At 72.6% G+C, this 24,842-nt stretch carries 25 protein-coding genes and 1 pseudogene; 12 read left to right on the forward strand and 14 right to left on the reverse strand.

Annotation, left to right across the window (positions count from 1 at the left end):
• Nucleotides 1–32 precede the first annotated feature (32 nt).
• Nucleotides 33–1,265 (forward strand): MFS transporter, encoded by a 1,233-nt coding sequence (locus IE294_RS07435; RefSeq protein WP_189883622.1) that lies wholly within the window; start codon nucleotides 33–35, stop codon nucleotides 1,263–1,265.
• Between the two features lie 107 nt (nucleotides 1,266–1,372).
• Here the strand turns inward: IE294_RS07435 and IE294_RS07440 are convergent, their stop codons facing one another.
• Together IE294_RS07440 and IE294_RS07445 are read right to left on the reverse strand one after the other, a co-directional pair.
• Nucleotides 1,373–2,536, reverse strand: coding sequence for a hypothetical protein (locus IE294_RS07440; RefSeq protein WP_189883624.1), 1,164 nt, complete (start codon nucleotides 2,534–2,536; stop codon nucleotides 1,373–1,375).
• A gap of 34 nt (nucleotides 2,537–2,570) precedes the next feature.
• On the reverse strand, nucleotides 2,571–3,512 hold the full coding sequence (locus tag IE294_RS07445; RefSeq protein WP_189883626.1) for a 5-dehydro-4-deoxyglucarate dehydratase: 942 nt from the start codon (nucleotides 3,510–3,512) through the stop codon (nucleotides 2,571–2,573).
• A gap of 211 nt (nucleotides 3,513–3,723) precedes the next feature.
• On the opposite strand from IE294_RS07445, the gene IE294_RS07450 reads away from it, so the two are divergent.
• The 7 genes from IE294_RS07450 to IE294_RS07480 all read left to right on the forward strand — a co-directional run bounded on the left by IE294_RS07450 (nucleotide 3,724) and on the right by IE294_RS07480 (nucleotide 11,050).
• The gene (locus IE294_RS07450; protein ID WP_189883628.1) at nucleotides 3,724–4,533 is read left to right on the forward strand and encodes an NAD-dependent epimerase/dehydratase family protein; all 810 of its coding nucleotides are present in this window, start codon (nucleotides 3,724–3,726) and stop codon (nucleotides 4,531–4,533) included.
• A 284-nt stretch (nucleotides 4,534–4,817) separates the two neighbouring features.
• Nucleotides 4,818–5,588, forward strand: coding sequence for a DeoR/GlpR family DNA-binding transcription regulator (locus tag IE294_RS07455; RefSeq protein ID WP_189883630.1), 771 nt, complete (start codon nucleotides 4,818–4,820; stop codon nucleotides 5,586–5,588).
• A gap of 85 nt (nucleotides 5,589–5,673) precedes the next feature.
• On the forward strand, nucleotides 5,674–7,044 hold the full coding sequence (locus tag IE294_RS07460) for an ABC transporter substrate-binding protein (RefSeq protein ID WP_189883632.1): 1,371 nt from the start codon (nucleotides 5,674–5,676) through the stop codon (nucleotides 7,042–7,044).
• Nucleotides 7,041–7,979, forward strand: a complete 939-nt coding sequence (locus tag IE294_RS07465; RefSeq protein ID WP_014671957.1) for a carbohydrate ABC transporter permease — start codon at nucleotides 7,041–7,043, stop codon at nucleotides 7,977–7,979. The genes IE294_RS07460 and IE294_RS07465 overlap by 4 nt, the downstream gene beginning before the upstream one ends.
• Nucleotides 7,976–8,803, forward strand: coding sequence for a carbohydrate ABC transporter permease (locus IE294_RS07470; protein WP_189883634.1), 828 nt, complete (start codon nucleotides 7,976–7,978; stop codon nucleotides 8,801–8,803). Before IE294_RS07465 ends, IE294_RS07470 begins: the two co-directional genes overlap by 4 nt.
• Nucleotides 8,800–9,789 carry a zinc-dependent alcohol dehydrogenase family protein gene (locus tag IE294_RS07475; RefSeq protein WP_014671959.1) on the forward strand — a complete coding sequence of 330 codons (990 nt, stop codon included), beginning with the start codon at nucleotides 8,800–8,802 and terminating at the stop codon, nucleotides 9,787–9,789. The genes IE294_RS07470 and IE294_RS07475 overlap by 4 nt, the downstream gene beginning before the upstream one ends.
• A 64-nt stretch (nucleotides 9,790–9,853) precedes the next feature.
• Nucleotides 9,854–11,050, forward strand: a complete 1,197-nt coding sequence (locus IE294_RS07480; RefSeq protein ID WP_189883636.1) for a TerD family protein — start codon at nucleotides 9,854–9,856, stop codon at nucleotides 11,048–11,050.
• A gap of 91 nt (nucleotides 11,051–11,141) precedes the next feature.
• Here IE294_RS07480 and IE294_RS07485 read toward each other — a convergent pair whose 3' ends face one another.
• Nucleotides 11,142–11,714, reverse strand: coding sequence for a TetR/AcrR family transcriptional regulator (locus IE294_RS07485; protein ID WP_189883638.1), 573 nt, complete (start codon nucleotides 11,712–11,714; stop codon nucleotides 11,142–11,144).
• Nucleotides 11,715–11,863: 149 nt separating this feature from the next.
• Between IE294_RS07485 and IE294_RS07490 the strand changes: the two genes are divergently transcribed.
• A complete protein-coding gene (locus IE294_RS07490) occupies nucleotides 11,864–13,336 on the forward strand; it encodes an MFS transporter (RefSeq protein ID WP_189883640.1) in 1,473 nt (490 codons plus the stop codon).
• A 177-nt stretch (nucleotides 13,337–13,513) separates the two neighbouring features.
• Here the strand turns inward: IE294_RS07490 and IE294_RS07495 are convergent, their stop codons facing one another.
• Complete coding sequence (locus IE294_RS07495; protein WP_189883642.1) at nucleotides 13,514–14,968, reverse strand: alkaline phosphatase PhoX; 1,455 nt, start codon at nucleotides 14,966–14,968, stop codon at nucleotides 13,514–13,516.
• Between the two features lie 188 nt (nucleotides 14,969–15,156).
• On the reverse strand, nucleotides 15,157–16,584 hold the full coding sequence (locus tag IE294_RS07500) for a hypothetical protein (RefSeq protein ID WP_189883644.1): 1,428 nt from the start codon (nucleotides 16,582–16,584) through the stop codon (nucleotides 15,157–15,159).
• A gap of 265 nt (nucleotides 16,585–16,849) precedes the next feature.
• On the opposite strand from IE294_RS07500, the gene IE294_RS07505 reads away from it, so the two are divergent.
• A complete protein-coding gene (locus IE294_RS07505) occupies nucleotides 16,850–18,676 on the forward strand; it encodes a DUF8508 domain-containing protein (protein WP_189883646.1) in 1,827 nt (608 codons plus the stop codon).
• A 114-nt stretch (nucleotides 18,677–18,790) separates the two neighbouring features.
• On the opposite strand, the gene IE294_RS07510 is transcribed toward IE294_RS07505, so the two are convergent.
• Genes IE294_RS07510 through IE294_RS07525 form a run of 4 tightly spaced genes read right to left on the reverse strand, consistent with a single transcriptional unit; the run spans nucleotide 18,791 to nucleotide 20,635 of the window.
• Nucleotides 18,791–19,324 carry a DUF3618 domain-containing protein gene (locus tag IE294_RS07510; RefSeq protein ID WP_189883648.1) on the reverse strand — a complete coding sequence of 178 codons (534 nt, stop codon included), beginning with the start codon at nucleotides 19,322–19,324 and terminating at the stop codon, nucleotides 18,791–18,793.
• A complete protein-coding gene (locus IE294_RS07515; RefSeq protein ID WP_014671967.1) occupies nucleotides 19,321–19,740 on the reverse strand; it encodes a phage holin family protein in 420 nt (139 codons plus the stop codon). The genes IE294_RS07510 and IE294_RS07515 overlap by 4 nt, the downstream gene beginning before the upstream one ends.
• A 53-nt stretch (nucleotides 19,741–19,793) precedes the next feature.
• Entirely contained in the window at nucleotides 19,794–20,489 is a 696-nt protein-coding gene (locus IE294_RS07520) for a hypothetical protein (RefSeq protein WP_189883650.1), read from the reverse strand.
• Nucleotides 20,486–20,635 (reverse strand): hypothetical protein, encoded by a 150-nt coding sequence (locus IE294_RS07525; protein WP_189883652.1) that lies wholly within the window; start codon nucleotides 20,633–20,635, stop codon nucleotides 20,486–20,488. Before IE294_RS07525 ends, IE294_RS07520 begins: the two co-directional genes overlap by 4 nt.
• A 166-nt stretch (nucleotides 20,636–20,801) precedes the next feature.
• Between IE294_RS07525 and dapA the strand changes: the two genes are divergently transcribed.
• On the forward strand, nucleotides 20,802–21,701 hold the full coding sequence (dapA, locus tag IE294_RS07530) for a 4-hydroxy-tetrahydrodipicolinate synthase (RefSeq protein WP_189883654.1): 900 nt from the start codon (nucleotides 20,802–20,804) through the stop codon (nucleotides 21,699–21,701).
• A gap of 60 nt (nucleotides 21,702–21,761) precedes the next feature.
• Here the strand turns inward: dapA and dapD are convergent, their stop codons facing one another.
• From dapD to IE294_RS07545, 3 genes are all read right to left on the reverse strand, one after another.
• Nucleotides 21,762–22,748: a 2,3,4,5-tetrahydropyridine-2,6-dicarboxylate N-succinyltransferase gene (gene dapD / locus IE294_RS07535; protein WP_189883656.1), complete on the reverse strand. Its 987-nt coding sequence runs from the start codon at nucleotides 22,746–22,748 to the stop codon at nucleotides 21,762–21,764.
• Nucleotides 22,749–22,812: 64 nt separating this feature from the next.
• Nucleotides 22,813–23,346 carry a TetR/AcrR family transcriptional regulator gene (locus tag IE294_RS07540; RefSeq protein ID WP_189883658.1) on the reverse strand — a complete coding sequence of 178 codons (534 nt, stop codon included), beginning with the start codon at nucleotides 23,344–23,346 and terminating at the stop codon, nucleotides 22,813–22,815.
• A complete protein-coding gene (locus IE294_RS07545) occupies nucleotides 23,346–23,669 on the reverse strand; it encodes a DMT family transporter (RefSeq protein ID WP_189815482.1) in 324 nt (107 codons plus the stop codon). The genes IE294_RS07540 and IE294_RS07545 overlap by 1 nt, the downstream gene beginning before the upstream one ends.
• A 110-nt stretch (nucleotides 23,670–23,779) precedes the next feature.
• Here IE294_RS07545 and IE294_RS49305 point away from each other — a divergent pair.
• A pseudogene (locus tag IE294_RS49305) lies at nucleotides 23,780–23,875 on the forward strand (AbfB domain-containing protein); the annotation flags it as partial.
• Nucleotides 23,876–24,027: 152 nt separating this feature from the next.
• On the opposite strand, the gene IE294_RS07555 reads toward IE294_RS49305, so the two are convergent.
• Together IE294_RS07555 and sufU are read right to left on the reverse strand one after the other, a co-directional pair.
• A complete protein-coding gene (locus tag IE294_RS07555; protein WP_189815483.1) occupies nucleotides 24,028–24,360 on the reverse strand; it encodes a metal-sulfur cluster assembly factor in 333 nt (110 codons plus the stop codon).
• On the reverse strand, nucleotides 24,357–24,824 hold the full coding sequence (gene sufU / locus IE294_RS07560; protein WP_189883660.1) for a Fe-S cluster assembly sulfur transfer protein SufU: 468 nt from the start codon (nucleotides 24,822–24,824) through the stop codon (nucleotides 24,357–24,359). Before sufU ends, IE294_RS07555 begins: the two co-directional genes overlap by 4 nt.
• Nucleotides 24,825–24,842: the final 18 nt, after the last annotated feature.

Here is a 24,842-nt window from a genome sequence, read left to right on the forward strand (position 1 = left end):
GGCCCCCCGCCTTAGGCCCACGATGACCGGGCATGACGACTTCCTGGACCGTGTCCCGCGTGCTGCGGGACCGCAACGCGGGGCTGTGCCTCACCGGCCTGGTGGTGTCCGCCTTCGGTACCTCCTCGCTGTGGCTGGCGTCGGGTGTGTGGGTGAAGGAGCTGACCGGGTCGGATGGACTGGCCGCCCTGTGCCTGCTCGCGATGTGGGCGCCCACCCTGGTCGGCCCGGCGCTCGGCACGCTCGCCGACCGGTTCCGCCGCAAGCCCCTGCTCATCACGGTGAACCTGGGCCTCGCGGCGCTGCTGCCCGCCCTGTTCGCCGTCGACTCCCGCGGCCGTCTGTGGCTGCTGTTCGCCGTCCTGGTGGTGTACGGCGCCGCCGGTGCCGTCCATGACGCCGCCGAGTCGGCGCTGATGACGGCGGCGGTCGGCCCGGACCTGCTCGGTGACGTCAACGGGCTGCGGATGACGCTCACCGAGGGCATGAAGCTCGTCGCCCCGCTGACCGGGGCGGGCCTCTACACGGCGTGGGGCGGCCCGGCCGTGGCCTGCCTGGACGCCGTCACCTTCCTGCTCGCCGCCGGGCTGTGCGGCCTGCTGCGGGTGCGCGAGGAACCGCCCGTGCGGTCCGGCGACGGCTGGCGGACGCAGACGGCGGAGGGGGTCCGGCACCTGTGGCGCCACCCCGGGCTGCGCCCGCTGGTCCGGGCGGGCGGTACGACGATGCTGCTGACGGCGCTGAGCGGCACCACGGTGTACGCCGTGGTCGACCGCCTCGGCCACTCCCCCGCCTACACGGGTGTGCTGTACGCCGCCCAGGGCGCCGGTTCGGTGGCGGCTGGGCTGCTCGCCGGGCCGGCGCTGCGCAGGCTGGGCGGGCGGCGGTTCGCGGCGGCCGGGATCGCGCTGACCGGGGCCGCGGTGGTGGCGCGGGCCGTGCCGTGGGACCCGGTGGCCCTGGCCACCAGCGTGGCGTGCGGGCTGGGCCTGCCCTGTGTGCTGGTCGCCGCGCTGACGGCGGTGCAACGGGAGACCCCCGGCCCGCTGCTGGGCCGGGCGACGGCCACCGCCGGCACGCTGCTCTTCACCCCGAACGTGCTCGGCCTCGCCCTGGGGGCCGGCCTGGTCGAACTGGCCGGCCCCGGACTGCTGCTGCCCCTCTACGGCCTGGCCCTGCTCCTGACGGCGCTGCCACTGGCTCGACGCACCGCGCATGCCTCCCGGACCGCCGCCACATCACCGTCCGACGCCAACCCCGCGTGATAGACCCGCAGCACCCTCGCCACGCACGCATGCAACGACTGACCAACCCCCGGGCCGCCGCTCCCGCCCTACCGCCTGACACCACTCCCCACGGCGCCACCACTGGCTCAACGCACCGCGAGCGCCCCCCGGACCGCCGCCAGGTCACCGTCCGACGCCAACCCCGCGTGATACAACCGCAACTCCGTCGCACCCTCGGCACGCGCGCGTGCCGTGTCCGCGGCGAGGGTGGCGGGGCTGCCGCCCATCCCCGTGACGACCGTGAAGTTGGCGGCCAGCACGGTGCCCTCGCGGGCCTGCCCGGCGAAGGGCGCCAGCAGGGCCGTACCGCCGGTGCAGGGCACCACCACGCCGTCGGCCACGGACAGGATGTGGGCGGGGTCGACACCGACGTTGGCGCCGCAGTGGTACGGGACCGGGTCGGCGTGCAGCAGGACCTGGAAGCCGTCCGGCGCGGCGGCGCGCACGGCGGTGACGGCCTCCTCCTGGAGGGTGCGGGCGGTGGTGTCGCGCCACGCGCGCGTGGCTGCCGCCGTGTCCTCGCCGAGCAGCTTCTCCACCGTCGGCCAGCCCCCGTCGTCCGCCGCGCCCCGCCACAGCGGCTCCAGCGCCTCGCGTACGGCCCCGGCCAGCGCGTCGGCGTCCAGTCCCCGCTCGCCGTAGCCGGTGCGGCAGGACGGGCAGAAGCACAGGGACATCAGGTACTGCCCGGCGTCCCCGAGGCCGACGCCGGCGGTCTTGTCGTGGGCGTGCAGGTGCTGGAGCCCGTACCAGCCGAGGGACTCCAGTTCGGTGCCGTGCGCGCCGGGGCGTACGGCGGCCTCGGCGGCCAGGTCGACCAGGTACGCGCGCGTGGCGGGCTGGGCGATGCAGGGGGCCCACGGGTAGCGGTCGCCGTAGGCGTTGACGACCGAGGTGTCCGGATGCTCGGCGCCCAGGCGGGAGTTGTGGGCGAGGACGACCCAGGTGTGCACCTCCAGGCCGGCCGCGGCCAGGGCTTCGGCGGCCTCGCCGTAGGCGTTGCCGGGGGCCCAGCGGCCGGCGGGGTAGGGCCGCAGACCGCGGCCCGCCCAGCGGTCGCCCGGCGGGTAGAGCACGGCCGCGTACTCGGCGGTGACGATGCGGTGGCGGGGGTGGCGGGGGGTGAGGGCACGGGTGGAGTGGTAGGCGGAGGCCAGGGTCACCTGCTCCACGCCGAGTCCGGCGATCCGCTCCGGGGCGGCGGGGTCCCCGTTGACGTCCCAGGGGTAGACGAACGCCGACGCCTTCACGCGTCCTCCCCCGGCAGGGCGTGGCCGTGCTCGCTCACGCGTCCTCCTCCAGCAGTTCGTAACCGCGTTCGATGAGCCGGGCGAGTTGTTTGACATGCTCCTCGGCCGGCTCGTGCAGCGGGGGCCGGACCTCGCCCACGTCCAGGCCGCGCAGCCGTACCCCGGCCTTGACGAGGGAGACGGCGTATCCGCGGCCCTGGGCGCGCAGTTCCACGAAGGGGCGGTAGAAGCCGTCCAGGAGGCGCTGGGCGGTGGCCGGGTCGCCCGTCTCCAGCGCGCGGTGGAAGGCGAGGGCGATCTCCGGCGCGAAGCAGAACACCGCCGACGAATACAGGGTGATGCCGAGGGCGCGGTAGGCGAGCTGGGTCTGCTCGGCGGTGGGCAGGCCGTTGAAGTACAGGAAGTCGCCGGGGACCTCGGTGCGGACCGCGCTCACGATCCGCTGCATGAGGTCCAGGTCGCCGAGGCCGTCCTTGAGGCCGATGACACCGTCGGTGCGGGCCAGTTCGACCACGGTCGCCGGGGTGAAGAGGGCGTTGTCGCGCTGGTAGACGATGACGGGCAGGTCGGTGGCGGCGGCGACCTCCCGGTAGTGCCGCAGCAGGCCCTCCTGGTCGGCGAGCACGAGGTACGGCGGCATGGCGAGGAGGCCGTCGGCGCCCGCACCGGCGGCGAGACGCGCGTAGCGGACGGCGAGGGCGGTACCGTAACCGGCGCCCGCGACGACCGGGACGCGTCCTTCGGCCGCCTCGACGGCCACCCGGACGCAGGCCTCGAACTCCTCCGGCAGCAGCGCGTGGAACTCCCCGGTGCCGCAGCAGGCGAAGACGGCGGCGGCACCGGCCGCGACACCGCGGCGCACATGGGTGCGGTAGGTGTCCAGGTCGAGTGAGCCGCCGGGGCCGTAGGCCGTGACGGGGAAGAACAGCGGCCCGCGCGGATCGCTGAGCCGTTCGGTCAGAGGGGCTGGCGTCACGGACTCTCCCTTGAGACACGCCGGTGCATGTTTCTGATCCATGTCCATATTTCTGAACGTGACCACGCTAAAGGGCCCTCTTGGGGCGGGTCAAGCAGGCGAACTCGCACGACGGGAGCGAATTCCCCGTCGTCACGCAAGACTTGACGGTGCCCGGTGGACTCTCTAGCGTGTCCACGTATGTGAATGTCGGCCACAAGGAGAACCGAGGATGCCCGCTCCCCGCACCATCCTGCTCACCGGCGCCGCCGGCGGGCTCGGCACCCTGATGCGGTCCCTGCTGCCGGAGTACGGCTACACGCTGCGCCTGTTCGACGTGCGCCCCGTCGAGGGCGAGCCGGACGCGATCACCGCGGACCTCGGCGACAAGGAGGAGCTGCGCGAGGCGGTGCGGGGCGTGGACGCGATCCTGCACCTCGCGGGGATCTCCCTGGAGGCCCCCTTCGAGAAGATCCTCAGGTCGAACATCGAGGGCACCTACAACCTGTACGAGGCCGCCCGCCTCGAAGGCGTGCCGCGGATCGTCTTCGCCTCCTCCAACCACGCCGTCGGCTTCACCCCGGCCCCGCGCGCGGGCGAGCCGCCGATCCCCATCGACACCCCGCGCCGCCCGGACACCTTCTACGGCCTGTCGAAGTCCTTCGGCGAGGACCTGGCCCAGCTCTACTGGGACAAGCACGGCCTGGAGACCGTCTCCGTGCGCATCGGCTCCTGCTTCCCGGAGCCCACCAGCGTCCGCATGCTCTCGGTGTGGATGAGCCCGGCCGACGGCGCCCGCCTCTTCCACGCGGCCCTGACCGCCGAGGAGGTCGGCCACACGGTCGTCTACGGCTCCTCCGCCAACACCCGCCTGTGGTGGGACCTGACCACCGCGCGGGCGCTCGGCTACGACCCCCGGGACGACTCCGAGCCGTACGCCGAGAAGCTCATCGCCGAACAGGGCGAGCTGGACCCGGAGAACCCGGCCCACGGCCACCTGGGCGGCCACTTCGTGAACGACCCCCCGATCTGGCCGTACTGACCCCCTCCGCCGGCCCCGGGTGGCTCCCGGCGGCCGGAAACGATCGTCCACGCGCGCGGGCGGGCACCGAACGGGCCCGCCCGCCGCCGTGTCCGGGCATCCGCCGTGCCCGATCCCACGCCGCCCCGGACAGCCGCGCAGGTCCGCGACGGGCACGGCCCGCGTGAAGCGGGCACAAGCGGGCAGTATCGGGCCCGCAACAGACCTGGTCAGCGCCGCGCACCGGCGGTAGAACTTCCCCCATGGGCCCGAACGGGCAGGTCCACGGGGAAGTGGGTGACGACATGACCAGCAGGACGGCGGAAGAACGCCAGCGCGAGATCGTGCGGGCCGCCCGCGCCACCGGCTCGGTGGACGTCACCGCGCTCGCCGCCGACCTGGGGGTGGCCAAGGAGACCATCCGGCGCGATCTGCGCGCCCTGGAGGACCACGGCCTGGTCCGCCGCACCCACGGCGGCGCCTATCCGGTGGAGAGCGCCGGGTTCGAGACGACCCTCGCCTTCCGCGCCACCAGCCATGTGCCCGAGAAGCGCCGGATCGCCGCCGCGGCGGCCGAACTGCTCGGGGACGCCGAGACCGTCTTCGTCGACGAGGGCTTCACCCCCCAGCTCATCGCCGAGGCGCTGCCCAGGGACCGGCCGCTGACGGTGGTCACCGCGTCCCTGCCGGTCGCGGGCGCCCTCGCGGAGGCCGACCACATCTCCGTGCTGCTGCTCGGCGGCCGGGTCCGCCCGGGCACGCTGGCCACCGTCGACCACTGGACGACGAAGATGCTGGCCGGCTTCGTGCTCGACCTCGCCTACATCGGGGCCAACGGCATCTCCCGGGAACACGGCCTGACCACCCCCGACCCGGCGGTCAGCGAGGTGAAGGCGCAGGCCGTCCGGGCCGCCCGGCGCACGGTCTTCGCGGGCGTGCACACCAAGTTCGGCGCGGTCAGCTTCTGCCGGTTCGCGGAGATCGGCGCACTGGAGGCGGTCGTGACCAGCACCCTGCTCCCGGCCGCCGAGGCCCACCGCTACTCCCTGCTGGGCCCGCAGGTCATCCGGGTCTGATGCGGCACCCCGTCCCCCGTCCAGGGGTGTTCCGCACCACCGAACGCCCCTTATGTCCCCCTTTCCCCACTCTCAGGAGCGATCCATGCGCACCCCGAGCCGACGGAGGCCGCGAGCCACGCTCGCCCTGGCCGCCGCAGGGACGCTGCTCGCCCCGCTGCTCTCCGGCTGCTGGGCCGGTGCCGGCGGGACCGGTTCCGGCGGCGACTCCATCAACGTCCTGATGGTCAACAACCCGCAGATGACCGAGCTGCAGAAGCTGACCGCCGCCCACTTCACCAAGGACACCGGCATCAAGGTCAACTTCACGGTCCTGCCCGAGAACGACGTCCGCGACAAGATCAGCCAGGACTTCGCCAACCAGGCCGGCCAGTACGACGTGGCCACCCTGTCCAACTACGAGATACCGATCTACGCCCGCAACGGCTGGCTGCACGAGATGGACTCCTACGTCGGGAAGGACCCGTCGTACGACGAGCGGGACGTGCTCAAGCCGATGCGCCAGTCCCTCACCGGCGACGACGGCAAGCTCTACGGACAGCCCTTCTACGGCGAGTCGTCCTTCCTCATGTACCGCAAGGACGTGTTCGCGGCGAAGGGCCTGACCATGCCCGACCGTCCCACCTGGCGGCAGGTCGCCGACCTGGCCGCGAAGGCGGACGGCGCCCGGCCGGGCATGCGGGGCATCTGCCTGCGCGGGCTGCCCGGCTGGGGCGAGCTGATGGCACCGCTCACCACGGTCGTGAACACCTTCGGCGGCACCTGGTTCGACAAGGGCTGGAAGGCGCGGCTGGACTCCCCGGCCTTCGAGAAGGCGACGAGGTTCTACGTCGACCTCGTCCGCGAGCACGGCGAGTCCGGCGCCGCCCAGTCCGGCTTCGCCGAATGCCTGAACAACATGACCCAGGGCAAGGTCGCCATGTGGTACGACGCCACCTCCGCGGCCGGGCTGCTGGAGGCGGCCGGCTCCCCGGTCAAGGGGAAGCTCGGCTACGCCCCCGCCCCCGTCGAGCGCACCGCGTCCTCCGGCTGGCTCTACACCTGGGCCTGGGGCATCCAGCAGGCCTCCCGCAACCCCGACAAGGCCTGGAAGTTCGTCTCCTGGGCGTCGGGCAAGGGGTACGAGCGACTGGTCGGCGAGACCAGCGGCTGGTCGAACGTCCCGGCGGGCAAGCGGGCATCGACGTACACCGACGCCGACTACCGGAAGTCGGCCGCCGCGTTCCAGGAGATGACCAAGGAGGCCATCGAGAGCGCCCGGCCGAACGACCCCGGCGTGCAGCCGCGGCCCGCGCCCGGCATCCAGTTCGTCGGCATCCCCGAGTTCACCGACCTCGGCACCAAGGTCTCCCAGGAGATCAGCGCGGCCATCGCCGGACGGCAGTCCGTCGGCGCGGCCCTGAAGAAGTCGCAAGCGCTCGCCGAGAAGATCTCCAAGGAGTACGAGGGACGATGACAGCGACCACCACGGCCCCCCTCGCGGCCACACCCGCACGGACGGTCAGGCAGCCCTCGGCCCGGCTGCGCGCCTGGGCCACCCGCGCCCCGCTCCTGCCGGCCCTCGTGTTCATGATCGTGGTGACCCAGCTGCCCTTCGTGGCCACGCTGGTGATCTCCTTCTTCGACTGGAACGCCCTCTACCCCAAGGCCCGCCGCTTCACCGGCCTGGACAACTACCGCCAGGTGCTCACCGACGCCGACCTGCGCCACTCGGTGTGGACGACCGTGCTGCTCACGGCGGCCGTGGTGCTGGCCAGCCTGGTCATCGGGCTGGCGCTGGCACTGCTGCTGGACCGGCGGTTCCGCGGCCGGGGCATCGTCCGCACCCTGCTCATCGCCCCGTTCCTGGTAGTGCCGGTGGCCGCCGCCCTGCTCTGGAAACATGTGCTCTACAACCCTGAGTACGGCTTGCTCAACGGGTTGCTGCACTATGTGGGCGGCCCACAGCCGGACTGGGTCTCCCGCACCCCGCTGCTCGCGGTCGAGGCCTCCCTGGTGTGGCAGTGGACGCCGTTCATGATGCTGATCCTGCTGGCCGGGTTGCAGAGCCGGGACCAGCAGCAGATCGAGGCCGCGCGGGTCGACGGCGCGAGCGACTGGCAGATCTTCCGCCATCTGACCCTGCCCCACCTGCGCCGCTACCTGGAACTGGGCGCGCTGCTCGGGTCGATCTACATCGTCCAGAACTTCGACGCGGTCTTCACGATCACCTCCGGCGGCCTGGGCACCGCCAACCTGCCCTACACCGTCTACCAGAGCTTCTACCAGGCCCACGAGAACGGCCTGGCCTCGGCCGCCGGCGTCCTGGTGGTCATCGGCTCGATCGTCATCGCGACCTTCGCCCTGCGCGTGGTGTCGTCCCTGTTCCGCGAGGAGGTGTCCCGCGCATGACCGCCGTACTGCGCCGGGGTGGTCTCGGCCTGGTGGCCTGGCTGGCCGGCATCGTCTTCTTCCTGCCCATCGCGTGGATGGCCCTGACGTCCTTCCACTCCGAGGCGGACGCGGCGACCAACCCGCCGTCCTTCACCGCCTCGTTGACGCTCGACGGCTACCGCGAGTTCTTCGGCAGCGGCGGCGGGGCGAGCCCGTGGCCCGCGCTGGTCAACTCCACCGTGGCGTCGGTCGCCTCCACGCTGCTGGTCCTGCTGCTGGCCCTCCCGGCGGCCTACGCGCTGTCGATCCGGCCGGTGAGGAAGTGGACCGACGTCCTGTTCTTCTTCCTGTCCACCAAGATGCTGCCGGCCGTGGCGGGCCTGCTGCCGATCTACCTCTTCGCCAAGAACGCCGGGATGCTCGACAACATCTGGCTCCTGGTCGTCCTGTACACCTCCATGAACCTGCCGATCGCGGTGTGGATGATGCAGTCCTTCCTCGCCGAGGTGCCGGTCGCGGTCATCGAGGCGGCGCGGGTGGACGGCGCCCGGCTTCCGGTGATCCTCGCGCGCGTGGTGGCCCCGATCGCCCTGCCCGGCATCGCCGCCACCGCCCTGATCTGCTTCATCTTCAGCTGGAACGAACTGCTCTTCGCCCGAGTCCTGACGGGCGTGGTCGCCGAGACCGCCCCCGTCTTCCTGACCGGCTTCATCACCAGCCAGGGCCTGTTCCTGGCCAAGGTGTGCGCCGCGTCGCTCGTCATCTCCCTGCCGGTGCTCGCCGCGGGGTTCGCCGCCCAGGACAAGCTGGTCCAGGGCCTGTCGTTGGGAGCCGTGAAATGAAGGCCGCCGTCATCGAGTCCGTGGGCCGCGCCGTCGTCACCGAGGTGCCCGACCCGACGCCGGGCCCCCGCGAGGTGGTCGTCGAGGTCGCGGCCTGCGGTCTGTGCGGCACCGACCTGCACATCCTCCAGGGCGAGTTCGCGCCCAAGCTGCCGATCGTCCCCGGGCACGAGTTCGCAGGCGAGGTCGTCGGCGTCGGCACCCAGGTCACCGAGGTGGCCGTCGGCGACCGGGTGGCCGTGGACCCCTCGCTGTACTGCTACGAGTGCCGGTACTGCCGTACCGGCCACAACAACCTGTGCGAGCGGTGGGCGGCGATCGGCGTGACGACGGCGGGCGGCGCGGCACGGTACGCGCTGGCCCCGGTCGCCAACTGCGTGAAGCTGCCCGACCACGTCCGCACCGAGGACGCGGCCCTGGTGGAGCCCCTGTCCTGCGCGGTCCGCGGCTACGACGTCCTGCGCTCCCGGCTCGGCGCCCACGTCCTGATCTACGGCTCCGGCACCATGGGCCTGATGATGCTGGAGCTGGCCAAGCGGACCGGTGCGGCGAGCGTGGACGTGGTCGACGTCAACCCGGCCCGCCTGGAGACGGCCCGCCGGCTCGGTGTCTCGGCGTCCGCGGCGAACGCCGACGAACTGGACCGCCCGCGCGGCTGGGACGTGGTGATCGACGCGACCGGCAACGCGGCGGCGATCCAGGACGGCCTGGACCGGGTCGCCAAGGCGGGCACGTTCCTCCAGTTCGGGGTGGCGGACTACGCGACCCGCGTGACGATCGACCCGTACCGGATCTACAACCAGGAGATCACGATCACCGGCTCCATGGCGGTGCTGCACAGCTTCGAGCGGGCGGCCGAGCTGTTCGCGAACGGCGTGCTGGACCCGGACGTCTTCATCAGCGACCGGATTCCGCTGGAGCGGTACCCGCAGGCGCTGGAGCAGTTCGCGGCGGGGGTGGGGCGGAAGATCGTGGTGGTGCCCTGAGCCGACCGGGGGGTGGGTAAGGGAACGGTAAAGCGGTGTCGTTCGTTCTCCCGGCATGACAGCTATGACCCCTGGCTCGAACATCCCCCTCCCGGTCGCGCGCGTGACGGTGGACGTATCCGCTCCGGTGCGGCTCGACGTGTCGGGCCTGCTGCTCACCGGTGACGGCAAGGTGCGCTCCGACGACGACTTCATCTTCTACAACCAGCCCACCGGGCCCGGTGTGACGTACCGGTCGGGCGGCGGTACGGCGCCGGACGCGGTCGCGGTCGACACGGCCGCCGTACCGCCGGAGATCGAGAAGATCGTCGTCACGGCCAGCCCGGACGCGGCCGGCCAGACCTTCCAGGGCATCGAGCCGACGGCCACGATCCGGGACGCCGACGGCGGCGCCGTGCTGGCGACGTTCACCCCGCCGCAGCTCGGCAGCGAGACCGCGCTGGTGGTCGTGGAGATCTACCGCCGGGGCGGCCAGTGGAAGGCGCGGGCCGTCGGACAGGGGTACGCCAACGGGCTCGCGGGCATCGCGACCGACTTCGGCGTGACGGTGGAGGAGCCGGCCGCGGCTACGGCCGCCCCGCCGCAGCCGGCCGCCGCCCCCGTGGCTCCGCCGCAGCCGGCCGTCGCCCCCGCCGCCCCGCCGCAGCCGGTGGCACCTCCGCCCGCTCCCGCGCCGGGCGCCGGGAAGATCAATCTGGACAAGGGCCGGGTCAGCCTCCAGAAGAACCAGACCGTGTCCCTCATCAAGGGCGGCCGGCCGCTGCTCTCCCAGGTGCGGATGGGCCTCGGCTGGGAGCCGGCGTTCCGCGGCAAGGACATCGACCTGGACGCCTCGGTCATCGCCTACGGCCCGCAGCGCAACCACATCGACAGCTGCTACTTCGGCAAGCTGACGATCCTGAACGGCGCGATCCGGCACTCCGGGGACAACCTGACCGGCGAGGGCGGGGGCGACGACGAGGTCATCACGGTCGACCTGGGCCGGCTGCCCCAGGAGGTCACCGGGCTGGTCTTCACCGTCAACTCCTTCTCCGGCCAGAAGTTCACGGAGGTCGCCAAGGCGTACTGCCGTCTGGTCGACGCCTTCTCGGGCGAGGAGCTCGTCCGTTTCGACCTCACCGGCGCGGAGCCCCGGACCGGCGTCATGATGGCCAAGCTCATCCGCCAGTTCTCCGGCGAGTGGGACATGACGGCGATGGGCGAGTTCGTGAAGGCCCGCACCGTACGGAACATGGTGGAGCCGGGCGCCCGGGCCCTGTAGTCCGGTAGGGGCCGCAGCCGCGGCCGGGGACTCGCCGCCGTCCGGACGGCAGTCCCCCGGCCGCGGCTGAGCCGTGCCCGGGACCACCGGCTCAGCCGGCCCGCAGCCCCTCCGTCAGCAACCCCAGGTACCGCCGGATCTCCCGCTCCCCCACCCCCGCCAGTTCCGCCGCCGAAGCCACTCCGTGGGCCAGGCGCAGCACCTCGATCGGCTCCACGTCCCGCCGCAGCGCGCCCGCCGCCTGTGCCGCCTCCACCAGCCGGGTCGTCGCCCCCTTCACCACGGTCCCGCACGCCGTCAGCGCCGCCGCGCTGCCGGGCTCCGTCACCGCCGAGCTGAGCAGGGCCTTCATCCCCCGCACCTGAAGGGTGCGGACCGCCAGCTCGTACAGCCACTCCATGAGCGCCTCGCCCGGCGGCCGTTCCTCCGCCAGTTCGCCGGCGCGCGCCCCGAGCGCCTCGATCCGGTCGACGTACGCCGCCTCCAGCAGCGCCTGCCGGGTCGGGAAGTGCCGGTAGAGCGTGCCCGAGCCGACGCCCGCCCGCTTGGCGATGTCATCGAGTGACGCGTTCTCCCCATGCTCGGCGAAGGCCTCGGCCGCCACCTTCAGCAGCCGCTCGTAGTTGCGCCGAGCATCCGCGCGCATGGGCCTGCCCTGCGTCATCCACTCACTCCTTGCAAACCGGGGACCCTCTCCGTATCTTATCGAGCACTAAACGGAGACAGTCCCCGTTTACCGCGTAGTGCTCCGTGGGCAGCTCACCCCTGCCCGGACATCCGCGTGCCCGGGGACGCCCAGACCGGGAGACCGTCATGTCCACCCCGTCCACCCCGCCCGCCCCGTCGGCACCCTCCACGCCGTCGGCCTCGCCGACCACCGAACCCTCCGCCAGGGCCGCGCCACCGGCGCGGCTCGGCACCACGCTCCTCGTCATCGTCACCGCCTACCTGATGGTCGGCGTCGACTCCACCGTCGTCAACGTGGCGCTGCCGGACATCCAGCGCGGCCTGCACTTCAGCCGCACCGGCCTGTCCTGGGTCCTCAACGCCTACACCCTCGCCTTCGGCGGCCTGCTGCTGCTCGGCGGACGCGTCGGCGACCTCCTCGGCCGCCGCCGCACCCTGACCGCGGGCGTCCTGCTGTTCGCCCTGTCCTCCCTGCTCGGCGGCCTCGCCGCCGACGGCGGCCAACTGCTCGTCGCCCGCGCCCTACAGGGTCTGGGCGCCGCCCTGATCGCCCCGAGCACCCTGGCCCTGATCACCACCAGCTTCCCCGAGGGCCCGCGCCGGCACCGCGCGCTGAGCGTCTACTCCTCCATGGCCGGCGTCGGCGGCTCCGTCGGCCTGGTCCTCGGCGGCCTGCTCACCTCATGGGCCTCGTGGCGCTGGGCACTGCTCGTCAACGTCCCCATCGGCCTCGCCCTGGCCCTCGCCCTGCCCCGCTTCGCCCCCGAGACCCCGCGCCACACGGGCCGGTTCGACCTGCTGGGCGCGCTGACCGGGACGGCCGGCACGACCTCGCTGGTGTACGCGTTCATCCGGGTCTCGGAGGGCGGCTGGGGCGACACCCGCGCGCTGCTCGGCTTCGCCGCGGCGGCCGTCCTGCTCGCCTGCTTCCTGCTGGTGGAGTCCCGCGCGGACCAACCGGTGCTGCCGCTGCGGCTGTTCGCCGACCGCGACCGGGCCGGCGGGTACGCGAGCATCCTGCTGCTGCCCGCGGGGATGTTCGGCGCCTTCTACTTCCTCACCCTGTTCGGCCAGCAGGTGCTGGGCTACAGCCCGTTGCGCGCGGGCTTCGCGTTCCTGCCGATGACCCTGGTGATGTTCACGACCGTGCGGCTGGTGCCCCGGCTGCTGGCCCGGTTCGGCACCAAGCCGGTACTGCTGACCGGCATGTCCCTGGCCGCGCTCGGCACCGGCTGGCTGGCCCGGCTGGAGCCCGGGGACGGCTACGCGGCCGGGCTGCTCGGGCCGCTGCTCCTGGTGGGCCTGGGTCTCGGCCTGAGTTTCATGCCGCTCAACGCGACGATCCTGTCCGCCGTCACCCCGAGGGACGCGGGCGCGGCCTCCGGACTGCTCCAGACCTCGCAGTGGCTGGGCGGCACGGTCGGCCTGTCGGTCCTGGTCACGGTGTACGGCACGGCCACCCGGCACACCACCGGCTCCCCCGGCGCCGTCCTCACCCACGGCGCCGCCCAGGCCTTCGCCGCCGGTGCCCTGATCACCCTGGCCGGTCTGCTGCTGGCGGCGACGGTCCTGACCGGCCGACGCGAGCCGGTGAGGTGACCGCGGCTCCCGCGCCGGGAGGCGTCTGACGTTTCGCCGCCTTCCGCCGCCTTCTGCTGCCTTCCGCTCCCTTCCGCTGCCCGAAGACGCATGGCTCGTTCCCACGGCCACCCGTACGAGGATCACTCGCGAAGGGAACCGCGGGAACGAGCCGGCGCGTCAGTCACCGAGCAGGGCTCAGTCGCTCTTCTGGCGCTTCCAGGGGCCGGTGATGGCGAGCATGATGCCGGGCGTCTGGATGTTGGCGAAGAGGGTCTTGCCGTCGGGCGAGAAGGTGACGCCGGTGAACTCGCTGTACTCCGGCGCCTCGGCGGTGCCGATGTTGAGCTCGTTGCGGGCGATCGGGTAGGTCCGGCCGCTGTCGGTGGCGCCGAACAGGTGCTGGACGCCCTCGCCGTCCTCGGCGATGACCAGGCCGCCGTACGGGGAGACGGTGATGTTGTCGGGGCCGTCGAAGGCGCCGTCCTTCGCCGGGTCCGGGTTCACGCCGAGCAGCACCTTCAGCGTCAGCGTGCGGCGCTTGGGGTCGTAGAACCAGACCTGGCCGTCGTGCTGGACCGGGCTCTCCTGGCGGGCGTAGGAGGAGACGACGTAGACGCCGCCGTCGCCCCACCACATGCCCTCCAGCTTGCGGGCGCGGGTGACCTGGCCGTCGGTGAACTGCTTGCGCACCGAGACGGTCTTGGCGTCACGGTCGGGGACGTCCACCCAGTCGACGCCGTACACGGTGCCGATCCTGGTGGCGCGGGACAGGTCGTCCACGAACTTGCCGCCGGAGTCGAAGCACTTGAACGCCTGGAGCACGCCCGCGTCGTCGGCGAGGGTGCGCAGCTTGCCGCGGCCGTGGCGGAAGCCCTCCGGCGGGGTCCAGCGGTAGAACAGGCCGTTGGGGCCGGAGGCGTCCTCAGTGAGGTAGACGTGGCCGCGCTTGGGGTCGACCACGACGGCCTCGTGGGCGTAGCGGCCCAGCGCCTTGATCGGCTTGGGGTCACGGTTGGCCCGGCGGTCCTCCGGGTCGACCTCGAAGACGTAGCCGTGGTCCTTGGTGAAGCCGTTCTTTCCGGCCTTGTCCTCGGTCTCCTCGCAGGTCAGCCAGGTGCCCCAGGGGGTGCTGCCGCCGGCGCAGTTGGTGGCGGTGCCGGCGATGCCCACCCACTCGGCGACCTCGCCGCCGCGGCGGACCTCGACGACGGTGCAGCCACCGGCCGCCGCCGGGTCGTAGACCAGGCCCTCGGTGAGCGGCACCGGGTACGGCCACTGGGCGCGGGCACCGGCCAGCTCGTGGTTGTTGACGAGCAGGGTGGTGCCGCGGGGGCCCTCGAAGGTGGCCGTGCCGTCGTGGTTGGACGGGGTGAACTCGCCGGACTCCAGCTTGGTCCTGCCGCTGTACGTGACGATCTTGTACGAGAAGCCGGCGGGCAGGGCGAGGATGCCCTTGGGGTCGGCGATCAGCGGGCCGTAGCCGACGCCGCGGTGGTGGCCCCCGTGCGCGGACTCGGCCTCGGCGCTCTCGGTGTCCGTGGCGGCGAGGGCGTTCGGCGCGGTGGCGAGGGCGCCGACGCTGCCCGCCAGGGCGACCCCGGCACCGGTGATCGCGGATGCTCTGGCGAAGTCCCTGCGGGTGAGCGACATGGTGTCTCCTGTGACGACGGTGGTAGTGCCGTGGAGGGTGGGGGGCCTCGGTTCGGCGCACACGCTCCCGCCCACTTGTGAACGCGAGTTGAACGCCGGGCTACTTCACCGGTCCTTGTTCAAGAATCCGTACGCACTACCCCATCGCCAGCAAAAGGGCACGGGCCGGGCCGCGACCGGCCGGGCCCTCAACTCCCCTGCTGGGAGCGCGCCTTGAACGCCGCCTTCCGTGCCTGCTTGGCCACCTTCTTGTCCGGGTGCAGCCGTCCCATCGCGTCCAGGACCTCGGCGGTGGCGGGGTGCTCCACCCGCCAGGCCGCCGCGAAGAACCCGCTGTGCTGGGCGGCCAGCCCCTCCACGAGGGCCTGGAGCTCCTCGGAGTTGCCCTCGGCCGCCAGCTGTGCGGCCAGCGTGTCGACGGTCAGCCAGAACACCATGTCCTCGGACGGTGCCGGCACCCCGGCGGCGCCCCGCTCGCTCAGCCACACCCGGGCGAGCCCGCCCAGCTCGGGGTCGTCCAGCACCTCGCGCAGCGCGGGTTCGGCCTCGGCGCCGACGAGCGACAGCGCCTGCTGGCAGCGGAGCCTGCGCAGCGGGGCCCCGGCGTCCGCGCCGCGCGCCGCCGCGAGCAACTCCCGTGCCGCCGCGAGCGGTTCGCGGCGGGCCAGCCACTGCTCGGTCTCGGCCCGCGCGGCAAACCGGCCGAACCGGGCGGTGCCGTCGAGCAGGACGTCCGCTCCCTTGTCGGCCAGGTCACCGACGGCCGGCGCGTCGAACCCGGCCTCCAGCAGCCGCGACCGCAGCCCGTACACGCCGAGCGGAGTGAGACGGACCATGCCGTAGCGGGCGACGTCGGTGTCGTCCACGGTCGCGGCGGGTTCCTCGTCGGTGTCGGCCATCAGCGCCTCGTCCACCGGCCGGTAGTCCACGAGTCCGACCGGCTCCAGCACCCGGAACTGGTCGTCCAGCCGCATCATCGCGTCGGAGACCTGCTCCAGGACGTCGTTGGTGGGCTCGCCCATGCCGTCGGGCACGATCATGGAGGCGGCGAGGGCGGGCAGCGGGACGGTGCCGTCGCCGGGGCCGTCCTCACTGACGGTCAGCAGGTAGAGGTTGCCGAGGACGCCGTCGAGGAACTCCGCGTCGGCCTCCGGGTCCCAGTCGAGTGACGAGAAATCGACCTCCCCGCCCTGGTCCAGGGCGTCGACCAGGTCCTCCAGGTCGGGGACGGTCGCGTCGGCGACGACGGTCTCCAGCGCGGCCAGCCACACGGTGAGCACGTCGCGCGGGGAGCCGCCGGTGAGCAGCTTCAGCTCCTCCCCGGCCCGGACGGTGCCGGCCTCCTCGTCCACGATCTCGACCAGACCGGCGTCCACGGCGACCCGCCAGGCCTCGCTCGCGTACGCGGCGGCGTCGCCACCGGTCAGTCCGAGCAGTTCGACGGCGGCCGGCACCTGTTCCTCGACCAGCCCGCCGCCGGCGTCGACACGGGTGCCGGGCCCGGCCCAGCGCGCGAGGCGGGCCGCCCGGGAGAGCAATGGCGTGGACAGCGCGGCGCGCGCCAGCTCCGCTTCGGGATGCAGCCGTACGGGCGGCAGGGGGGAGCTGTCTGACATCGGCTGGTTCTCCTCGGACCGTGAACGGGCTCAGCCGCTCAGCCTAGACGGATTTCCACCCATGCCGCCCGGTTCATCTCACCGTAAGCAGCCGGACATGGCCGAAACCTTGACAACTTCCCGGGCCAGGCAGGAGATTGACGCGCGTAGAAGTTGGGGGGACAACTGTTCACTCGGCTCTACGCGCGTCACAGAGGGCTACGACCTCCACACGCTCCCGTTCCACCCTCGTCCCGGCGCATCGTCACGTCCCCGGAGGGATCCCTTGCCGAGCAGGTCTTCCGCGCGCCTCGCCGCGCTCACCGTCGCCGCCGTATGCAGCGCGGCGTCCGCCGTCGTCCTCACCTCCCCCGCGCACGCCGACTCGGTGCGCGTCCACGACATCCAGGGCACGACCCGGACGTCCCCGTTCGCCGGGCAGAAGGTGACGGACGTGCCCGGCATCGTCACGGCCACGCGCACCTACGGCTCCTCCAGGGGCTTCTGGATCCAGGACCCGGCCCCGGACGACAACCCGGCCACCAGCGAGGGCGTGTTCGTCTTCACCAGCTCCACGCCGAAGGTCGCGGTCGGTGACGCGGTGAAGGTGACCGGCACGGTCTCCGAGTACGTCCCGGGCGGCAACTCCTCCGGCAACCAGTCGCTGACGGAGATCACCAAGCCGGTGGTCACCACCGTCTCCACGGGCAACGCGGTCCCCGCGCCGGTCGTCGTCGACGAGGACGCGGTGCCGGACGCGTACGCGCCCGCCGGCGACGCCGCCGCGGCCAACTCGGTCAACGGCCTCCCCCTGGACCCGTCCGCGTACGCACTGGACTACTACGAGTCCCTGGAGGGCATGAACGTCCAGGTCGCCGACGTCCGCGTGGTCACCGCGACCGACCCGTACAGCGAGCTGTGGGTCACCGTGAAGCCGTGGGAGCACCGCAGCCGCCGCGGCGGCACGGTGTACGGCTCCTACGACTCCCAGAACACCGGCCGGCTCCAGATCCAGTCGCTGGGCTCGACCGCCGACTTCCCGAAGGCGAACGTCGGCGACACCCTGGAGGGCACCACCACCGGCCCGCTGGACTTCAACCAGTACGGCGGCTACACCCTGGTCGCGAGCGAGCTCGGCACGCTGAAGAGCGCCGGCCTGGAGCGGGAGACGACGCGCGAGCAGTCGGGCCGCGAGCTGGCGGTGGCGACCTACAACGTCGAGAACCTCGACCCGTCGGACGCCACCTTCGGCCGGCACGCCTCCGCGATCGTGCACCACCTCCAGTCGCCGGACATCGTGTCCCTGGAGGAGATCCAGGACAACAACGGCGCCAAGGACGACGGCACGGTCGACGCGGACCAGACCGTGACCAAGCTGATCGACGCCATCGTTGCCGCCGGCGGCCCGCGGTACGACTGGCGGTCGGTCAACCCGGTCAACGACCAGGACGGCGGCGAGCCCGGCGGCAACATCCGCCAGGTGTTCCTGTTCAACCCGGAGCGGGTGTCCTTCGTGGACCGCGCGGGCGGCGACCCGACCACTGCCGTCGGCGTCACCAAGGTGCACGGCAAGGCGCAGCTGACGGTCTCCCCGGGCCGGATAGATCCGGCGAACGCCGCCTGGAGCAACAGCCGCAAGCCGCTCGCGGGCGAGTTCCTCTTCCGCGGCAAGACCGTCTTCGTGATCGCCAACCACCTCAACTCCAAGGGCGGCGACCAGGGCCTGACCTCGCAGTACCAGCCGCCGGTGCGCAGCTCGGAGATCCAGCGGCACGCCCAGGCGACCGAGGTGAACGCGTTCGTCAAGGACATCCTGTCCGCGCAGAAGAACGCGGACGTCATCGCGCTCGGCGACATGAACGACTTCGAGTTCTCCGAGACCGCGCGGATCCTGGAGGGTGACGGCGAGCTGTGGTCGGCGATCAAGTCGCTGCCGAAGAACGAGCGTTACACCTATGACTACCAGGGCAACCAGCAGGTCCTGGACCAGATCCTGATCAGCCCGGCGATCCGCCGCGGCGGGGACTTCGAGTACGACAGCGTGCACATCAACTCGGAGTTCAACGACCAGATCAGCGACCACGACCCGCAGGTGCTGCGGTTCCGTCCGTGACACGACGGCGGGACCGGCCCGGCTTCGCGCCCGGCCCGTCCCGCCGTCCCGTGCTCACCGACCGCTGCTCACCGGCAGCGGCTCACCACCGGCAGCGGTTCGGCGGCAGGGGGCTCACTGGCAGCGGTCGACGCGGCGCCAGATCACGGCCGCGCCGACGACGACGGCGCCCGCCGCGCCGATGATCAGTACCGGCCGGGGGTGCCGCATCGCGGCGCTCACGGCGGACCGCACCGGGCGCGGCACCCGCGCGTCGTGCTCCATGGTGTGACCGGCGTGGGTCGCCCGGTCCCGCAGGGCGTGCCGGCCGTGTCCGGCCTGTTCCTGCACCAGGTGCCCGGCCTTGGTCATCCGTTCCTGCGCGGTGTGGCCGGCCCGCGCGGCGCGGTCCTGGACCAGGTGGCCCGCCTTGGCCGCCCGGTCCTGCACGCCGTGCCCCGCCTGGGCGGCGCCGACGCGCAGCTGGACGGTCATGGCGCCGGCCTTGTCCCTCAGGTCGGCGGCGCGCGCCCGGGCCCGGCCCTTCACATCGACCCGGTCCACCAGCTGGGCGACGGTGTCGCCGAGCTGGCTCCGGGTGTGTTCGATCTGCCGCCGCAGCTCATCGGGGCCCTTGGCGCCCGAGCCGTGCGGGTTCCTGTGCGTCATCGGTGTGCCCTTTCTCTGATCGCGTCGACGTCCGCCCTGACACTGCCGAGGGTCTTCTCGGGCGTGGGCGGGGCGGCGCGGCGCAGCTGGGCGCGGCCGGTCGCGGCCAGCAGGCCGGCGACGGCGAAGAACACCGCTGCCACGATCAGCGCCGCCGCCCACACGGGCAGTGCCAGGGACAGGGCGGCGGTGGCCGCTCCGGCCAGGGTGATCAGCCCGACGTAGCCGACGGCGCCGGCGGCGCCCAGCAGGCCGCCGCCGCGTCCGGCCCGGCGCCCTTTCTCGGTCAGCTCCTCCTTGGCGAGGGCGACCTCCTGCCGCAGCAGCCGGGAGAGCTGTTCGGTGGCCCGGCCGACGAGTTCGCCCGTGGAGGGGTGCCCGTCGGCCGCGGGCCGGGTGTGCGAGGTCACGGTCACGGCGTTCCGCCTCCTCTCAGTGCGGAACCTCCGGGTACCCGGGCCGAAGGTCGTTAGCCCTGCCCGGTGCCGCCGGGCCCGCGTTCGCCGAGCCGCGCGAGTTGGGACTGGAACCAGTCCAGACGGGCCTGCAACAGGGCCGCCTCGGCGACGAGTTCGGGTACGCCCGGCTCGCCGTCCGCTGTCAACCCGGCGGCGGCGGGGGCCGTACCGCCGACGGTCGCGATCACCCGGAGCCCGTGCCCGGCCAGCCGGGCGAACTCCGCGGGCGAGACCGGCGCGCGCCCGCGCACGCAGCCCCCGCAGACGGGTGCGAGGACCCGCCAGCCCGGCCGGCCCCAGCCGGCGTCGGCCAGCGCGACGGCACCGGCGCCGCAGCCACACGGCCCGGCCGTGGCCGTGCGCACCCGCTGCCGGGCGTAGCGGAAGCCGCGCTCGAAGCGGATGTAGGCGCCGAGGACGGAGACCTCCAGCAGGACGGCCGCGCGATGGTCGGCGGTGCACAGCAGGGCCTCGGCCGCCGCCCGGTCGTGCACACAGTGGAAACCGCAGTCGCACCGGCGGGCGGGCGGGCGGTGCCGGAAGCCGTAGACGCAGGAGGCATCGTCCAGGACGCCGTACGGCAGTGCGCCGCCGAGCGACACACCCGTGAACCCGGCCCGGGTGCCGTCCTGGGACAGCACCGGGTGGGCGATCTTGTAGCCGGTCGGCGGCTCCGTCGGGCGTTCCGCCGGGAGCCGCAGCCTCATCGGGCGGCCGGGACCTCTTCGCGGGCCGCCCCGGCCGGTTCGACCGCGTCCGCGCGGACGGTCTCCTCGGGGACCTGCGGCTTCTCCTCGCGGACGAGTGGCTGCTCCTCCGCGACTCCGGTGGCCAGTGCCTTGCCGAGCTTCATGGTGCCTCCATGACAGACGTCGGTGACCCTACGGCCATAGTGACCCATGAGGTGCCGAGTTGGACATAGGGCCTCCGCCCACACTGGCGAGCCGTTAGCAACTCTTACCGATACCTCGTAGGAGAATTAAGTAGAGCTTCACGAAGGTGCTGCCGAGACTACTCCCATGACGAGTCCCCGCAGGCCCGCTCCCTTCGGCCGCACCCTCTGCGCCATGATCACGCCGTTCACCGAGGAGGGCGCCCTCGACCTGGACGGCGCCCAGCGGCTGGCCGCGCACCTGGTGGCGCGGGGCTGTGACGGCCTGGTCCTCAACGGCACCACCGGCGAGTCGCCGACCACCACCGACGAGGAGAAGGCACGGCTGGTCGCGGCCGTGCGGGAGGCGGTCGGCGACCGGGCCGCGCTGGTCGCGGGCGTGGGCACGTCCGACACCCGGCACACGGTGGAGCTGGCGCTGGCGGCCGGGAAGGCGGGCGCCGACGGTGTCCTGGTGGTGACGCCGTACTACAGCCGGCCCCCGCAGGAGGCCGTGGCCGCCCACTTCCGCCAGGTCGCCGACGCGAGCAACCTCCCGGTGATGCTCTACGACATCCCGGGCCGCACGGGCACCCGGATCGAGCCGGACACGATGATCCGCCTCGCGGACCACCCGCGGATCGTGGCCGTCAAGGACTGCTCCTACGACTTCCTCGGCACCCTGAAGGTGCTCCGGCGCACGGAGTTGGCGTACTACGCCGGCTGCGACGAGCACGTACTGCCGCTGTACGCGGTCGGCGCGGCGGGGTGCGTGAGCACGGTCGCGAACGCCGTACCGGACCGGGTCGCCGCGATCCTGGCCGCGTTCGACGCCGGCGACACCGCCCGCGCGGCCGGACTCCAGCGGGCCGTGACCCCGTTGACCGAGGCGATGATGGGCGCGGGCCTGCCCGGCACGGTCACCGCGAAGGCCCTCCTGACCCGCCTCGGCCTGCCCTCGGGTCCGGTCCGCGCCCCCCTGCTGCCCGCCGACCGGGAGACGGCCGCCGGACTGCTGACGGCGTACCGGGCGCTCACCGCGGGCTGATCCGCGCGGTGCGCCCCGAAGACGCGGGGAACCGCGCGACCAGCAGTCGGACGCGGTGCGTCAGTTGTGGCTGTGCAGGATGTCGTTCAGGCCGCCCCAGACCGCGTTGTTCGGGCGGGCCTCGACCGTGCCGGTGACCGAGTTGCGGCGGAACAGGATGTTGGAGGCGCCGTTCAGCTCCCGGGCCTTGACGATCTGGCCGTCGGGCATGGTGATGCGGGTGCCCGCGGTGATGTACAGGCCGGCCTCGACCACGCACTCGTCGCCGAGCGCGATGCCGACGCCCGCCTCCGCGCCGACCAGGCACCGCTCGCCGATGGAGATGATCACGTTGCCGCCGCCGGACAGGGTGCCCATGGTGGAGGCGCCGCCGCCGATGTCCGAGCCGTCGCCGACCACGACACCCGCGGAGATCCGGCCCTCGACCATGGAGGTGCCGAGGGTGCCGGCGTTGAAGTTGACGAAGCCCTCGTGCATGACCGTGGTGCCCGCCGCGAGGTGCGCGCCGAGGCGGACCCGGTCGGCGTCGGCGATGCGCACGCCCTTCGGGGCGACGTAGTCCGTCATGCGCGGGAACTTGTCGATCGAGGTCACCTGGAGGTGCAGGCCCTCGGCGCGGGCGTTCAGGCGCACCTTCTCGATGTCGTCCACGGCGACCGGGCCGAGCGAGGTCCAGGCGACGTTGGCGAGGTGGCCGAAGATGCCGTCCAGGTTCTGGCCGTGCGGCTTGACCAGGCGGTGCGAGAGCAGGTGCAGGCGCAGGTAGACGTCGTGGGCGTCGACCGGCTTCTCGTCCAGCGAGGCGATGACCGTGCGGACCGCGACCACCTCGACGCCCCGGCGGGCGTCCGGGCCGGTCGCCGCGGTCGCGCCGCCGCCCAGCAGCTCGGCCGCCCGCTCGGCGGTCAGCCGCTCGGTGCCGGCCGGGCCCGGCTCCTCGACCAGCTCGGGGGCCGGGAACCAGGTGTCGAGAACGGTGCCGTCGGAGGCGATCGTGGCGAGGCCGGCGGCGACGGCGCCGGTGGTACGGGTTGCAGACTCGGTCATGGGAGAAAACCTAACGTGGGCGGGGTGGTGAGGGCGAACCGCGTCTCACGTGCCGGGCGCGGGTTCAGGGGATCAGCCGAGCCAGCGTGGCGCGCGCGTACTCCTCGTCGTAGGAGCCGCCCGTCAGCAGCACCTGGAGGCAGATGCCGTCCATCAGCGCGAGCAGGGCCCGCGCCGTGACCGGGTCGGTGCGGCGGGCCAGCAGCGCTGCCCCCCGCTCGGTCCACTCGGCGGCGACGGGACGCAGTGCGGGGCGGCGCAGCGCGGCCAGGTACAGCTCGTACTCCAGCTCCACCCCGGTGCGCTCGCCCGCCAGCCACTCCCCGAGCGCACGGGCGAGATCCGCGGCGAGATCGCCGCCGCCGCCCTCCGGCAACAGCTCGGCCAGCACCCGGCCGAACCCCTCGTTCGCCTGCCGCAGCGCGGCCACCAGCAGCTCTTCGAGGGTGGCGAAGTGGTACGTCGTGGAGCCGAGCGGCACGTCCGCCTCGACGGCGACCGTACGGTGGCTCAACCCCGCGATGCCGTCCCGGCCGACCACGCGGATCGCCGCGTCGATGATCCGCTGCCGGCGCCCGGGGTCGTAGCGGCGCGGCATCAGTGCGTCGCCCCGCCCAGGTTCAGCACCACCACTCCGCCGATGATCAGCACGATCCCGGCGACCTTGGTCAGGCTGAGCCCCTCGCCGAACAGCAGCAGACCGAGGACGGCGATGGTCGCGGTGCCCACGCCGGACCAGATCGCGTACGCCGTACCGATCTGGACGGTCTTCAGCGTCCGGGCGAGCAGCGCGAACGAGACGACGTACCCCACAGCGGTCACGAGCGAGGGCCAGAGCCGGCTGAATCCCTCGCTGTACTTCATCGCCGTCGTGGCGGCGACCTCGGCGGCGATGGCACCGGAGAGCAGCAGATACCCCATATGTACGAGCGTACACAACGACGCGTACGGCCGTACCCGAGGACTCCGGCAGGCCGCCACCCCGGCCGCCCCACCGGCACGGGACGTCCGTCCGCTCGTGAAGCTCGGCCGTGGACCGCCGCGCCGTCACCTTCACCCGCGTCAAGGGCCTCGCCGACGGCCGCTGTCGGTCCTTCACCACGGCCGACGGCGGCTGCCTCCGCCACCGCGACTTCCCGCTCCGCGCCGAACCCGCCGACGGCTCGCCCCTGTTCAGGCAGGACGCCGTTCTGCCCGCGTTCCGCTGGGCGGACGGGCTCCCCTGCGCATGCGAAAGGGGCCGTGGCACATGGCCACGGCCCCTGTCACAGGCGGTGTGTCAGACGTTGAACCCGAGCGCCCGCAGCTGCTCGCGGCCATCGTCCGTGATCTTGTCGGGACCCCACGGCGGCATCCAGACCCAGTTGATGCGGAGTTCGTTGACGAGGCCGTCCGTGGCGGACTTGGCCTGGTCCTCGATGACGTCCGTCAGCGGGCAGGCCGCCGAGGTCAAGGTCATGTCGATGGTGGCCACGTTGGAGTCGTCGACGTGGATGCCGTAGATCAGGCCGAGGTTGACCACGTCGATGCCCAGCTCGGGGTCGACCACGTCCATCAGGGCCTCGCGGAGTTCTTCCTCCGAGACCGGCTTCATCTCTGCGGTGTCGGTCATGCCGTCTTCCTTTCGGCGTCGGCGCCGCCCAGCGCCTGGGTCGTCGCGTCCTTCCACGCCATCCAGCTCAGGAGGGCGCACTTGACCCGCGCGGGGTACTTGGAGACACCGGCGAACGCGACCGCGTCCTCCAGGACCTCCTCCATCGCGTCGTCGGGCTCGATCCTGCCCTTGGACTGCATCAGCTCCAGGAAGGTCTCCTGGATCTTCTGCGCCTCGGCCAGGTCCTTGCCGACGAGGAGCTCGTTGAGCACGGAGGCGCTCGCCTGGCTGATCGAGCAGCCCTGGCCCTCGTACGAGACGTCCTCGATCTTCGTGCCGTCGTACCTCACGCGCAGGGTGATCTCGTCGCCGCAGGTCGGGTTCACATGGTGCACCTCGGCGTCGCCATCCCTCAGACCACGCCCGTGCGGGTTCTTGTAGTGGTCCAGGATGACGTCCTGGTACATCGAGTCCAGCTTCACGGTGTCAGCTCACGCCTC

Source organism: Streptomyces canarius (assembly GCF_014650735.1).
In the GTDB taxonomy this organism is placed as follows: domain Bacteria; phylum Actinomycetota; class Actinomycetes; order Streptomycetales; family Streptomycetaceae; genus Streptomyces; species Streptomyces olivaceoviridis.